We start from the raw sequence: 14,273 nt of genomic DNA, 5'->3' as shown, positions 1-14,273 counted from the left end.
CGCCCCGGTAAGTTCGGTCCGGTATGAAGGTACTCGTCACGGACCCCATCGCCGACGCCGGCCTCGCCCGGCTCCGCGAGGCGGGCCACGAGGTGGAGACAGCCTACGACGTCGAGGGCGACGCGCTGCTCGATGCAGTGTCCGATGCGAACGCGCTCATCGTCCGCTCTGGCACCGAGGTCACCGACGAGGTGCTCTCGGCCGCGCCCGAGTTGGTCATCGTCGGTCGGGCCGGCATCGGCGTCGACAACATCGACATCGACGCCGCCACCGAACACGGCGTCATCATCGCCAACGCCCCCGAAGGCAACGTCCGGGCCGCCGCCGAACACAGCGTCGCGATGGCGTTCGCCACCGCCCGCTCCATCCCGCAGGCCCACGACCGTCTGAAGGGCGGCGAGTGGGCGAAAGGGGCGTTCCTCGGCACCGAGGTCAACAAGAAGACCCTCGGTGTGGTCGGCTTCGGCCGCGTCGGCCAAGAGGTCGCGAAACGACTGGGCAACCTCGGCATGGACATCGTCACGTTCGACCCCTACATCAGCGAGGAACGCGCCAAACAGTTCGGCGCCGAACTCGTCGACGAACTCGACGAGTGTCTAGAGAAGGCCGACTTCGTCACTATCCACACGCCGCTGACCCCCGAGACCGAGAACATGATCGGCGAGGAGGAACTCGCCCAACTCGAAGGCGGGTACGTCGTCAACTGCGCCCGCGGCGGCATCATCGACGAACCCGCCCTCGCGGAGGCCGTCGAGGACGGCGTCCTCAAGGGCGCGGCGCTCGACGTCTTCGGCGAGGAACCGCTCCCCGAGGACAGCCCCCTGCTCGACGTCGAGGACATCATCGTCACGCCGCATCTGGGCGCGTCGACGGAGGCCGCCCAAGAGAACGTCGCCACCTCGACGGCCGACCAGATTATCGCCGCGTTCAATCAGGAACCCGTGGCGAACGCGCTGAACGCGCCGTCGCTGGACCGCGCCACCTTCGAGCAGGTCGAACCGTACCTCGAACTGGCCAGTACGGCGGGCCGCATCGCCGTCCAGCTATTCGACGGCCACATGAGTTCCGTGGAGGTCACCTACGCGGGCGACATCGCCGACGAGGACGTCGAGTACGTCACCGCCAGCGCGCTGGAAGGCGTCTTCGCACCCTCTGACATTCAGGTCAACGCCGTCAACGCTCCGCAGATCGCCGAAGAACGCGGCATCGACGTGACCGAGTCGAAGACGAGTGCCGCCGAGGACTACCAGAGTCTCATCACCGTCACCGTCTCCGACGGCGCGGAGTCCGTCTCGGTCTGTGGAACCCAGTTCGGCGGCGAGGAGTCCCGCATCGTCCGCATCGACGACCACCGCATCGAGGCCGTCCCGCACGGTCACATGCTCGTGGTGCGCAACAAGGACGAACCCGGCACCATCGGCTTCATCGGGACCGTGCTGGGCGAAGCGAACATCAACATCGCGGGGATGTTCAACGGCCGCGAGACCATCGGCGGGGAGGCCATGTCCGTCTACAACCTCGACGAACCGCCGACGGCCGAGGTGTTCGATCGACTGGCCGAGGACGGCCGCATCATCGAGACGACCTACGTCGCCCTCGGCGACGAGTAAGCCACGCCGCGTTTTCCTAGCCGAGTCTCTGGGGGGAATCGTTATCTGTCGCGCTAGTCTTGTCGAGTAACGAGCTGGTGGGATGGAGACAGACGACAGCCGACAGGTCCGGGCCCTGTTCACCGATAGCGGTGTGGCTCTCGACGCGGTCGAGGCGGTCCTCGCCGAACGCGGATTCGACGTCGACCGCGTCGAGAGCCCCACCGTCCTCGAACGCGGCGAGACTGACGCCTACGACCTCGTCGTCGTCGCACACGACGAGACGACGACCCCCGAACTGGACGGCATCGCCGGCGTCGAGACGGCAGTCGCTGCCGTCGACTGTCCGGTCGTCATGTACGCCGTCGGCTTCCCCGGGGCCGACGTGGCCGTCGACGCACTCGACGCCGGGGCCGCCGACGCGGTGTACGTCCCGCCCGAACGCGAGTCGCTGCTGGCCTGTCGGTTCCGGGACGCCGTGACCGACGGCGAGTCGTTCGGTCCACCGAAACAGTTGTTAACGGACTTCTTCGAGCACTTTCCGGAGGACGTGTTCGTCAAAGACGACCGTTCGCGTATCGCCATCGGGAGCCACGAGACGACACAGCCACAGGGGTACGACCGCGACCAACTGGTCGGCTTGACCGACTACGAACTGTTCCCCCCGACACTGGCCGACGCGCTGTACGAACAGGAGCAGCGCATCCGCGAACGGGAATCCCCGGAAGTCGACGTCGTCGAACACTTCGTCGAGGACGGCGAGGACCGCTGGATATCCTCGACGAAGGTCCCGAGATACGACGAAGACGGCGGGGTGACCGGTATCGTCGGCGGCACCCGGGACGTGACACAGTTACGCCGCAGGGAGAAACTCGTCGCCTCGCTCAACGAGTGGAGCCGTGACCTGATGCGAGCGGAGACCGCCGCTGGCATCTGCCAGTTGACGACGGCCATCGCCGCGGAGATCAATACGCTCCCGTCGGCACAGGTGGTCCTCTACGACGGCCACCGCCTCACGCCCGCCGACACCGACGACGACGGCCCCGCCCTGTTCGACACCCACGAGCGGTGGTTCTGGCGCGCCTTCGAGACAGCGGACCCGCAGTACGTCACGACGAGGCCCGACGGACGGACGACGCGGACCGACGCCGCCCCACCGGACGAGATCGAGGCCGCCGTGTTACCGCTGGGCGACCACGGTGCCCTCGGGCTATCGCCCAGCGACTCCATCGACGAGTTCACGCTCGACCTCGCGAACGTCTTCGCTGCGACCGTCGAAGCGTCGCTCGACCGGGCCCAGCGCGAACAGGAACTCCGAGAACACGAACGGGAGCTAGCGACACAGAACCAGCGGCTGGAAGCGTTCACGACGATGGTCAGCCACGACCTCCGGAACCCGCTGCAGGTCGCACTCGGTGCCGCGGAACTGCTGGAAGAAGAGTCAGAACACGTAGAGCGCATCTACACGGCGCTAAACCAGATGGACCGTCTCGTCGACGAACTGCTGGCGCTGGCCAGACAGGGCGAGATCGTCGGGGACCGCGTCGCCGTCGATGTCGCCGAGCTCGCCGGGGCCGCCTGGGGGGCCGTCAACACGGGCGAGGCGACGCTGACGCTCGACGACCCCGGTACCGTCGTCGCCGACCGTGACCGCCTGCAGGAACTGTTCGAGAACCTCTTTTGGGTAGTACTGGAACGCGTGGCGGACGACCCCACCGTCCGCGTGGGTTCGCTCGGCACGGGCGGGGTCTACATCGAACACGCCGGCCGGACGGCGGCGGCCGGCGACGCAGACCCCCTGTCGACGCGCCCGCTCGACACGGCCGATTGGACACAGTACGGCCGGTACATCGTCTCCACCATCGCGGAAGCGTACGGCTGGGACGTGACCACGGTCGACACCGACGGCGATCACGTCCGGTTCGAGATAACCGGACTGGAGGCACGATGACACCGACGCCGGGTGGTGGGTGCCGATGAGCGAGGCCGATCCGCTCCCCGTCACTTGCGTCGACCCGGACGGTCGACTCGGCCCTGTCGTCGCTGCACTCCGGACGGCCGACGACGTGGCAGTGGCGGTCGTCGAGACCGTCGACGACGTCTCCGCGACGGCGGCGTGCTGTGTCCTGTTGCACGCCCCGGAGACCGCGTCGCACTCGGCAGTCGACGGATTCGCCCAACTGGAGGCGCTCACCGACGCCCACCCCGAGATGCCGGTCGCACTCTACGGCCACGACATCGGGTCGATGACGACCACGACGCGGGCGTTCACCCACCGGGCGGTGGACGAGGGCGTCGACGCCGCGATAACGATGGGCGGCAACCGACCCGAACTCATCGTCCGCCGGGTCAAGCAGGCCGCCGGTCGCGAGACGCACTTCCAGTCCGACTCCGAACTGCTTGACTCGCTGCTGGACTCGTTTCCCCACCAGCTGTTCGTCAAGGACGACGTCGGCCGGTTCGTCGACACCAGCGCGCTCACGGCCAGCGAGTACGACTTCGACCGGGACGAACTGGTCGGCTTGACCGACTACGAACTCCTCCCACACCACCTCGCCGACGAACTCTACGAGGAGGAACAGGGCATCATGGCCGCCGGCGAACCGATGCTGAACAAGGTCGAACACTACGTCGACATCGAGGGCCGCAGTCGCTGGGTCAACACGGCGAAAGCGCCCCGGTTCGACGCCGACGGCGACCCCATCGGCATCGTCGGGAGCACCCGCGACGTCACCGACGAGAAGCGACAGGAACACATGGTCCGGGCGGTCCACGAGGCCAGCCGTGACCTCGTTCGGGCGGGCGACCGGACCGAAATCGGCGAGGTGACCGTCGCCATCGCGAAGGACATCCCGGCGCTTCCCCGAGTGCAGGTCGCACTCGTCGACGCTGACGGCGGGACCCTCCGACCGGTCGACCCCGACGACCAACGGCGCGTCTACGACCGGTACGCGGAGTGGTACGACCGCGCTTTCGACCGCGGCGAGACGCTGTTTGTCACCGCCGACGGGGCCGACGCGGTGGCCGAGTGGACGGCCGCCGACGAACCCGCCGCCGCCCTCATCCCAGTCGGCGACCACGGCGTCTTCGGCGTCACCACCGGCGAGGGGACCGTCGACGAGTTCACACTGGACCTCGCGAACATCCTCGCGGCCAACGTCGAGGCCGCACTCGACCGGGCCGAACGCGAACGCGAACTCGAACGCCAGAACGAACGGTTAGAGGAGTTCGCCAGCATCGTCAGCCACGACCTGCGGAACCCACTTACCGTCGCCGACGCCTACGCCGAAATCGCCAGAGAGGACCCACAACCGAGACACTTCGACAAAATCGAGGGCGCCTTAGACCGGATGGCGCAGTTGACCGAGGAACTGCTGACCCTCGCGAAGAAAGGACAGGCCGTCGGCGAGACGACGGCCGTCCGGTTGCAGGACGCGGTCGACGAGGCCCGCGCCTCCGTCGGCGCCGACCGTTTCACGGTTCGGACCGCCGACTGTGGGACCGTCGAGGCCGACGCCTCCAGACTGGTCGAACTGCTGGAGAACCTCTTCCGGAACGCCGTGGAGCATGGCTCCTCCCACAGTCGACCAGCGTCCGACGACGCCGAACACGGGACCGCAGACGACGAGGCGGTCACTGTCACGGTCGGGATGCTCCCGGACCGCGAGGGGTTCTACGTCGCCGACGACGGCCCCGGTATCGCCGAGAGCGAACGCGAGAAGGTGTTCGAGATGGGGTACACCGACAGCGAAGACGGCACGGGGTACGGGCTCTACATCGTGAAAACCATCGCGGAGGCACACGGGTGGACGGTGACGGTCGTCGAGAGCGACACCGGCGGCGCTCGGTTCGAGGTCAGAGACGTTACCGCCCGCTGATTAGCGCTCGTCGAGCAGTCGTTCGTACCGCTCGACGACCGCCTTCCGGCGTTCGCGTTCGCATTCGAGCGCCGTCTCCAGCGCGGCGATGCGACAGTGCAGGACGGTTAGTTCGAACTGCGCGATGCTCGTCGGGGTGGCACCGGTGGAAGTGCGGTCGACGTCCGACCCGGACTCGGGCGTCGCCACTTGGGTGGGTCGTGTGGTCACATACCACGATTGGTGTCGAGCGGCAAAAGCACCCATCGGACGGTCGTCACACGCCCGTCATGCGGCCGTCGGCGGCCTGAGAGCGCAGGCCGACTACATGAAGTCCGCGATGCCGGACTGCTTGTTGTGGTCGAATATACCATCGACTTGTGGTTATTCCTATCGACTTATCGTGGCGCGACACCTACGCTTAGTATGGCTACTACACCCCGGGATAAGCTCGCCGCCCGGTTCAAAACCTTCGATAGCTACGTCGACAAGGGCGAGATCGATGAAAAGACGGCTGATGCTATCCGCGAACTCGTTCACGCCTACGACGATGAGAACGTCATGGTGCCCAAGCCTAGTGGCGAAAGCTATCGGGCACCGAGCACCCTCATGTCGTGGTTATATCGACTTGCTGTGTTCGCACGTCAGCGGGACCTGACGACCGCTACAGCTGACGAATTAAATAGCGACGTACAGGACATGCACGACGGCACGCATCCACACGTCAAAGACGAGGGACTCTCGAAAGGAACTCTCGCTTCGTATCAAGCGGCACTCCGCAAATTCTACGGCTACCATGATTTCGAGATCGATGCTACTGAAATCCCGCTGTTCAAGAGAGGAGATACGTCGATTGACCCGAACGATATGCTCACACGCGAAGAGATTCAGGAGGTAAGAAAGGCAGCAGGGAATCCACGTGACCGTGCGGTTGTCGATCTTCTACTCTATACTGGTCAGCGGCGGGAGGCGCTTCGCACACTCCGTATCAAGGACGTAGACGTACAGGCCGGAACGTTCCGTTTGAATCCCGAAGTTGATGGACTGAAAGGTGCGTCCGACCGTAATGGCAAGCGCCCGCTCCTCGGCGCGAAGGGCACTCTTCAGAACTGGCTGGAGTACCATCCTGCCCCCGACGAACCCGAGGCATACCTGATCACAGCGCGTCCGAGCTACGCTGCTGTGGACCCGTTTAGCTCGGTCAGCGGGGAGACGATTCGCCGTATCATGGCAGACATCAAATCAAAGACGAGCATCCAGAAGCCGATGCATCCGCACGCCATGCGGCACAACTTCGTCACGATAGCCAAGCGTGACCACCATCTCGCGGATGACACCATCAAGTATCTCATCGGCCATGATGCCGCGAGTACCGTGATGGAAACGACTTATGCTCACCTCTCCGGGGACGACCACATTGAACGCGCGGAGACGGCTTGGGGTATCCGTGAACCAGATGACGAATCACCTCTCACGCCCGATGTGTGCAACGTCTGCCACAATCCGCTAGAAGCCAACGCGAAAGCTTGCGCCCGCTGTGGGACCGTCTATACGCCAGATGCGAAGGCCGTGCTGGAGGAGATAGATGACGATGTGAAACAGTCCTACGGCGTGACTGATCCCAACGACGGCGATACCCTTGATGAACTCGATACTCTCGATGAACTGTTAGAGGACCCGTCGGTTCGTGCTGCATTGCTTGACCGGATGGGTGTCGAACCATAACTAGCAGCGGGCCTGCTGTGAGATACCCACAGGTCATAGTCGAATTTAAGACAGAACGGCCTTGTTGAAACCTTCAATCGGTGATAGGTTCAAGCAGCCGTGCTGAATACAGCGCGCGTATCGGTCAGCTGTCTTCCCCTGAAAAGCGGGAGTATGGGTTGGTCAATACAGGTGAGCGACTTATCGTTCCACCCTTTGATTGAGTAATTAGGCAAGCCAGTCACAATCTGAGGGTGTCGGATTCTCAACTCTCCCCTGAAGAACCACTTCACCAGAGGCCGTAGAAGTGAGAATCATCGGCCACATAGACCGCCTCGTTAACAATCGCTGGAGGGGCGGAGACTGCTCGGTCCGTATGGAGCGTCCACAAGCGGTCCCCCGTCGCCTTCTCGATTGCTTGGAGGCTCCGACCTTGGTCGATGTAGAGCGTGTCAGCGTCGGCGGCCGGCTCCACGAAGGGCGGCCCCACCGACCGCTTCCACCGGACTGTTCCATCCGCTCGGTTTAGCGCAATAAGGAACAGATTCTCGGTCGAGGTCCCTGCGATGATGTACACCGACTCGTCATCGACTACTGGTGACACACCGTCGGAGGATTCGCCGTACTCGTCGTACGTCCACAACAGCTCTCCTGTCTCGGCATCGAGGACGTACAGGATAGCATCTTCCGTCTGCGTGTACACTACCCCATCAACGACGGCCGGCGCGTGCATCATATCCAAGTGGTCCATCCCGGGCGAGAACTGCCACTCGCGCTCCCCTGTGGCGGCGTTGAGCGCATGAAGCGATAAGTCCCAACTGGTGACGTATACGCGCTGTTCCGTCGCGGCAACCGGGGCGTAGGGTGTCCCTCGGCGACGCGCCTTTACTTGAGAATCGTTATCTCCCTCGATTGATTGGGTCGAGGGAAGCCCCTCAATGTCGTGGGTCCACTGGCGAGCGCCAGTGTTGGCGTTCAACGCAAGAACTTCTCCGGTACCGACACCGATGTAAACGGTTCCTTCGACAACGCGTGGAATCCCGATTCCGGGGAGTTTCTCTTGTTCATCGGAGAGGTCAAGGAACCAGCCCGTGACTTGATTCTGAGTGTCTACACAAGCGAGGTTATCCCCATCGACAAGATAGAGTCGGTCGTCGGAAAGCGTCGGTGAGTGTCGGGGGACGAGCCGTTCATGTGACGTATCCGTGTACTGCCACTGTTCTTCCCCCGTTTGCGCATCAAGAGCGACGAACCAGGTGTCGGCATTTGTTTGGTCCGGAACGTAGACGAGGCCGTCAGAAACCACGGGACCAGTATGCAACCCGCCCTGCGGATTCTGAGGCAACGTCCACCGCGTCTTGACACACCCGCTCGGCCCTGGTACGTCAGTCTGGCCGGTGTTCTGCATGTCGTGGAGTTCGGTCGGCCACGAGCCGTCGTCGGGTCCGTTTGAGGAACCGGACGAGAGATCCTCGACGCAGGAGATATCACCGGGACGCAGTCCCTCATCTCGGTCATCAACAACGCCGAGGCAGCCGCCGAGCGACACCATCCCGCAGGCGGCCACGTATGCTCGCCGGTCCATACCGGGACATATCACTGGACACTCAAGAATAGTCGGCACTTTCCACGTTTACTGCTTCGTCGGGATGAGAGCGGTATTCGATAAGCACACCTACTGAACGATCGATACAGTGGACTGAAGCAACGCCGACCAGCTATCAATACGCCCCTTGCCAAGAACCGCGAGTTGAATACAGAGGTCGAAATTTGTGAGGTCAAGAGAACGTGGTAATGGTAACTAGTATTCATGCTCAACATCCGGTAGCCCAACAATCTACATCATGGACCTCCGAATAAGGACGCCGATTACTCCACCGACACCACCAATGATAGGTAAGACAACTACACTGATAATCCCCACACTAGTGACAAATCCAATGAATCCCTGATTGAACAATGTAATCTCTATTCTCCCAGATGTGATAATATGCTGAAATAGTGTACTAATGATCAATACCACACTAGCGACAGCCAGCCCAAGAAACACGGAATAAATTCCACTCCTGATACCCCCTCGAATAGTTTTTGATTGATGAAACCCCGCTACGGCAGGCCCGGGCAAAGATGTAAATAGAAATATAATAATCAATACGATGGTCGGGTCAGCATGAATCTGGTCAGCAAATTGGATGCCTAATTGGAAAATGATTATTAAGACGAATATGACATATCCTAATACTGCGATACCACTCCCAAGTAGGATCGCCGATCCAATTCGTTGTGGACGGAGTAGAATATCATCGGGTGATTGCAATCTACGTCGGAGGACAACGAGCATAATGCCAGCAACAACACCGATTAGGAGTGTAAAGGACCCCGCAACCAGACTCAAAAACGCGCCAAACAAAACGTTCCCTGCTAATGCGTTTAAATCAGATATCGTATCTAAGGAGCCATCAAAAGAACCGAACACTGCCGAAGAAAAAATCGGGTGTCCGAATACCCCTCCAATAAGCCACATTAATGGATGGGCCAGAAGCACAGTGAGCAAGCCAAAAATTCCACCGCGAAGCACTGTTGGTTTCCCTGGCTGTTCGATCAGTCCCCACCAGAGTACACCAGCAATTAGACCAGCACCAATTCCAGCGGGGAGGTTGAAAATTCCAGCAAGAAAGAACGAAACACCGGCCACGAACAACAACCAGAGACCCGTAGTCTTGTTAATCGTCATATGTGTGAGCGATGACTAACATACTGTCTATCCACCATTTGTTATGAAGAAGTTATTAATCACCGCAGACTGTATTTTTAATACCACTAATCTAATTAGTAGTATTTCCATCTATACTAATGCAAGATAAGCACGCTCTATTCAGCACGGTTCTATGAACATCGACATTTTTGATAGGGGGTACGTTGGTCAGTTCGCAGGCTTGTCTTCACAGCTGTTTCATCACTTGTGGGCTGAAACGAACAGTAGCCGTGTGCTGCATAGATGCTCTGTATGCAGCACGTGTGTATTGTCAAAGGCTGAGGGTTTCAATAGAGCCGAGGAGTTCCTACAAGTCTGGTAGCTCGGACAATGTCTTGTGAGGACACAAACCATTCTCCGGTCAAGTCATCGTCCGGGGGTGGTCCTACAGTGGTCTGGGTAGAAAATCACAGGGCTTCGATCTTATGGTCTGGTTGGTACGGGGGATATCCCAACCGTCGCAGGTAGTTGTGTATAGGTCTTGTAGCTTGCATTCTTAGGAATACGATTTCCTCCGGACCATACAGCCCAATCGTTCGATGTGTGGTTGTTTGATACGGTTCTAACCGGGCCAATAGCTGAACGATAACCCGAAGCAGAGATATGGTCTTAAGTACGCAAGATAGTCGATTCAGTAGTCCGAGATACTCGAATCGGTACTGCCCCCACTGTCGTTGCTGCCAGCGTCAATATAGTCGCGGCCCTGATCAGTGAGTTGTAGGCCGGTATAGCACCGAATACGCTCGCGCTCATCGGGGAGAACAGTGTTCACAGTATTGTTCCGTGGTTTGGCATCGTCAACTCCAGATTGCCGTTTGAGATCACGGGTAAGCGCCTGCTTGCGTTCAGGAGCAAGACCACGGTTGTCGCACATGGCTTTATACGCAGTATAAGCGTCTCTCTTCGAGAGTCGGTCATCTTTATCGCCGGTCACGTCAAGACACCGATCCACGAAGCGGTCCACGCTATCACCATAGGCGTGCCACATTTCCTCTTTTTCGCCAAGTAACCGTTCGCCAGAGAACCCCTGTTGTTTGACGAGTCGGGCGTAGCCAGCGATCATCCAATTGAGGATGCCCGAGGCTTCCTCACGGAGAAGTTTATCCGAGAGGTTACGTTCTTGCTCGTGACGTGGGACGCTCGTGGGGAATGTGACGAATAGCCAGCGATTATAGAAGGCTTCATCGGCGGCGTCCATGCTCGGGACTTGATTAGCGGCGAAGAGGTGTTTCGCTGTCGGGACGAACGTGAACTTATCTTCGCCCTTCCTCTCGGCGTCAATAGCATCTGATCCACTCGTAATCTCCTTGAACTTCTGTGGATGCTTGAGATCGCCCGGAGAGAGCTCATTGCGGATGTTAGCAAATGCATCGTAGAGGTTGGCAGTCCCCCCCCGTGTCTGGACGAGCGAGTACAGAGATTCGTTTGCGACGTTCTTCGGTCCGAGGATGGCATGGAGGACCGAAAGGAACGTGGACTTACCGGAGTCGGTCGGGCCGAGGCAGACGAGTGCCCGCTTGAATGGCTGTCCCCATGTAAGTAGGCAGTATCCAGCATACTCCTGAAGCTTGTCGCGGTCCTCGTCACGTACCACGTCATCAAGGAAGGCGACGAACTCCGGACACTCCTCATGTGGGTCAAATGTGTCTGGGGCAGTCGGATTCACCGCGTAGGGAAGCGATCTGATGAATTCATGCTCGGGACTATGCGGCCGAAGAGTCGGATCAGAGGACATAGATAGATCGAGCACGCCGTTTGACACGCAGACCATACCTTTTGGGCCATCTATCTGTTCGCGGTCGGTCCAATTACGATCTTTCAACCGTGAGATGATCTGACTGCGTTCATTCGTCGTGTAGAATGATCCGAGCCTTCGATCAAGTATACCGCCTATGTACTGCTCACCGTCTGGTTTGTAGATGCCCATTTGCTGATCATACCGATACAGGTTCTCGGTGTCTCGTAGAGCGAGCAAGTGTTCTTGCTGGTTAATCTGGTTGAACGCGGCATCACGAGCGACGTGCTTCGGCGTTGTGTCTTCGACATAAAGCGATTCAATCGCTTGCCACCGTTCGGTTAATACGTTCCCTCTCCCATCAGTATCTGGCTCATCTATTGCTGTGCTCTTTGTCCGTGAAACAGACACGGGGATATCTTCAGTCTCAGTAGGGATGACCTCAACTGTGTACGATCCGAGTTCCCCGTCCTCGTCTCGGACTTCATTCGCTGCTGTTGTCCACGTTCCACCATAGTCAATGTCGTCGCGTTCAACTACCTTCGATATTGACAGATGTTCCTGAAACCAACGTTCTGCGATGTCTTTTGGTATTCCATGGCGGGCAAGCTCTTTGCAGATAACCCAGTCGTGCGTCGATCTATCACTATCTCGTGGATAGCCCTCGACGAGATCCTTCGCTTCCACGACTAGCTCCGGATCGGGGTATCCCAGATTGTCGGGCATAGCCTCATACCCTTGAGCACCGTTTTCGGTCGTAGCGTCGGTAGAACCATTCAAACGACCGTCTTGGTGTGCGCTCGTGTCGGGGCAATTAGAATCGGCCCGGAGCATGGCAGCGAGGTCATCTGCACTGATGGTTGCGATGGGCCGGTCGTCGGCAATAGCGTATCGACCGCCATCATGAGTCTCACAATCGGTACACCAATCTTTATCGCAGCCGTCGAGTTGTGAGCCCGGACCGACGACATACTGGTTATGGACACGAACCTCACCCCACGAAGGTCCCGGGTTTGTAGCACCATCCCAGACGCCTTCACAGGCTTCCTGAGCTGTGTCGAATTCTTCACCAGACTGAACCACGTAGAACCGGTGCCCTCCACTCTCACCGTCCGTGTGTGGCGTCTCGACGGTCAGCGTGGGTGGCAAGTTACTAAGGACAGCAAGTGCCTCGTCAGCCACGGCAGTGTAGTCGTCGATATCAATGCCCACGAGGCCGCCGGAGACCTCGCCATTCGCGTAGATGCCATAGTTTCCGTTGACATCCTGTGGCCCGAACCGATCATGATTCGTGGAACGTTTGCAACCATCTTGAACGTCTATGAACTGTTCTGTATCGAGACCGGCCTCATGCAGCCTCTCAGCAACAAGCTCGGCACATATCGCTGACGCCTCATCCTCGGGGGCTTTGTCGGTGTCCTCGCTCATAGAGAATCACCTCGATGGTTTTCATCGATATCGTCAAGCAGTTCTAACAGTCGACGAGCCCACGGGGCCGCAGGAAGGTCCGTGTCTGCGAGGGCTTCTAGCGCCTCACGATGCTCTCGAATCGCTCCAAACTCCTCGTCTGGGTGGTTCCTCATCAATCCCGGCCTCCTCGGAACCGAGACCAGTCTGCGCGGCCCGATACGGTTCCGACCTGAGCCCACAGATTAGCAGGGAGTTGTCTCGGGGCTCTATCGATCATACTTGGCCGTCTCGCGTCAGCCGAATGCTTTTGCGAACGGCGGAACAATGGCCTAATAGGGTGAATGGACCGTTGTTCCATTCGGTCGTTAATCTTCGATAGGCACCTCCTCGGGTTCGTACTGAGTCACCATTGCACGCAGAAGTTGGTCGTAGCTCTGTCCTCCGCGCTTTTGTGCTCGCACGAGGTCTCGCGTTGCCTTTGAGACCGGGATGCGGCACATCGATTGACCGCCGTTGTTAGCTTCGTTCACGATTATCCAGATGAGGGGCAATTGTAAAGTGGTTGTATGACCATCCGATTCCTATGGTCTCTGTAGACGACGATGGCCGTGAACGTGGCATCTTGACGACATCCGACCGTAGATATCTCCGTGGAGACAGCGACATCACCGAAGAATCAGCGGTAAACACGCGTGTCCGTATCCGGGACCGAATACGACACGCACTTGCGGACTTCGATCTGCTCTCACACAATCTGACGGAGAGAGATCGGCGACTCCTTTTCGAGGATACCGGTCACCGGAAGCGCGAAGAATTCGTCGCTGAAGGAGTTGTGGCTCGTAGTGGTGACCGTGGAGTAGGTTGGCTCGAACAGATCATTGTCTTCGTGTATATGGTATGTCGAGACTGGAATCTTGACTTCGAGGACCTCATAGAACGGGCGGTGAAACATGCCGAGACTTCTGTCTGGCTCGATGGACAGTTTGACCGTACGGACGATGTCTATGAGGCCGATGTTTCCATCGAGTTGCAGCGTGACCAACAAATCGACGTGGAACGGGCGAAGAACCGATTCGAGGAAGGCAAGTATCTCAGCAACGCAGAGATCGGTGCTCTCGTCCGTGAAGGGATAGTCGAAGGCGACGATCTTCTCCAGTTCAAAGACGAGCAGTGGTCGATGGACGTAGACGACGGACAATCGGATCAGCGTTGACTCGGGGATT

General features: G+C 59.2%; 9 protein-coding genes. 4 read left to right on the top strand and 5 right to left on the bottom strand.

Going from position 1 to position 14,273, the window contains the following annotated elements; all coding sequences use genetic code 11:
* Nucleotides 1–23: 23 nt before the first annotated feature.
* From serA to G9465_RS02590, 3 genes are all read left to right on the top strand, one after another.
* Entirely contained in the window at nucleotides 24–1,610 is a 1,587-nt protein-coding gene (gene serA, locus G9465_RS02600) for a phosphoglycerate dehydrogenase (RefSeq protein WP_166967269.1), read from the top strand.
* Nucleotides 1,611–1,692: 82 nt separating this feature from the next.
* On the top strand, nucleotides 1,693–3,540 hold the full coding sequence (locus tag G9465_RS02595) for a histidine kinase dimerization/phospho-acceptor domain-containing protein (protein ID WP_166967267.1): 1,848 nt from the start codon (nucleotides 1,693–1,695) through the stop codon (nucleotides 3,538–3,540).
* Between the two features lie 25 nt (nucleotides 3,541–3,565).
* Nucleotides 3,566–5,467 (top strand): PAS domain-containing sensor histidine kinase, encoded by a 1,902-nt coding sequence (locus G9465_RS02590; protein WP_166967265.1) that lies wholly within the window; start codon nucleotides 3,566–3,568, stop codon nucleotides 5,465–5,467.
* Here the strand turns inward: G9465_RS02590 and G9465_RS02585 are convergent, their stop codons facing one another.
* Nucleotides 5,468–5,677: a hypothetical protein gene (locus tag G9465_RS02585; protein ID WP_166967263.1), complete on the bottom strand. Its 210-nt coding sequence runs from the start codon at nucleotides 5,675–5,677 to the stop codon at nucleotides 5,468–5,470.
* Between the two features lie 195 nt (nucleotides 5,678–5,872).
* Here G9465_RS02585 and G9465_RS02580 point away from each other — a divergent pair, with 195 nt between their 5' ends.
* Nucleotides 5,873–7,171, top strand: coding sequence for a tyrosine-type recombinase/integrase (locus G9465_RS02580; protein WP_227015682.1), 1,299 nt, complete (start codon nucleotides 5,873–5,875; stop codon nucleotides 7,169–7,171).
* Between the two features lie 268 nt (nucleotides 7,172–7,439).
* Here the strand turns inward: G9465_RS02580 and G9465_RS02575 are convergent, their stop codons facing one another.
* The 4 genes from G9465_RS02575 to G9465_RS02560 all read right to left on the bottom strand — a co-directional run bounded on the left by G9465_RS02575 (nucleotide 7,440) and on the right by G9465_RS02560 (nucleotide 14,248).
* Nucleotides 7,440–8,735 (bottom strand): PQQ-binding-like beta-propeller repeat protein, encoded by a 1,296-nt coding sequence (locus G9465_RS02575; protein WP_166967260.1) that lies wholly within the window; start codon nucleotides 8,733–8,735, stop codon nucleotides 7,440–7,442.
* A gap of 252 nt (nucleotides 8,736–8,987) precedes the next feature.
* Nucleotides 8,988–9,884, bottom strand: a complete 897-nt coding sequence (locus tag G9465_RS02570; RefSeq protein ID WP_166967258.1) for a hypothetical protein — start codon at nucleotides 9,882–9,884, stop codon at nucleotides 8,988–8,990.
* Nucleotides 9,885–10,536: 652 nt separating this feature from the next.
* On the bottom strand, nucleotides 10,537–13,068 hold the full coding sequence (locus tag G9465_RS02565) for a phage/plasmid primase, P4 family (RefSeq protein WP_166967256.1): 2,532 nt from the start codon (nucleotides 13,066–13,068) through the stop codon (nucleotides 10,537–10,539).
* A gap of 727 nt (nucleotides 13,069–13,795) precedes the next feature.
* Nucleotides 13,796–14,248, bottom strand: a complete 453-nt coding sequence (locus tag G9465_RS02560; protein ID WP_166967254.1) for a hypothetical protein — start codon at nucleotides 14,246–14,248, stop codon at nucleotides 13,796–13,798.
* Nucleotides 14,249–14,273: the final 25 nt, after the last annotated feature.

The organism is Haloarcula sp. JP-L23, from assembly GCF_011602445.1.
Lineage (GTDB): Archaea > Halobacteriota > Halobacteria > Halobacteriales > Haloarculaceae > Haloarcula > Haloarcula pellucida.
Note: the sequence above shows the minus strand (reverse complement) of the source record. Positions and strands in the feature narration are given on the sequence as shown.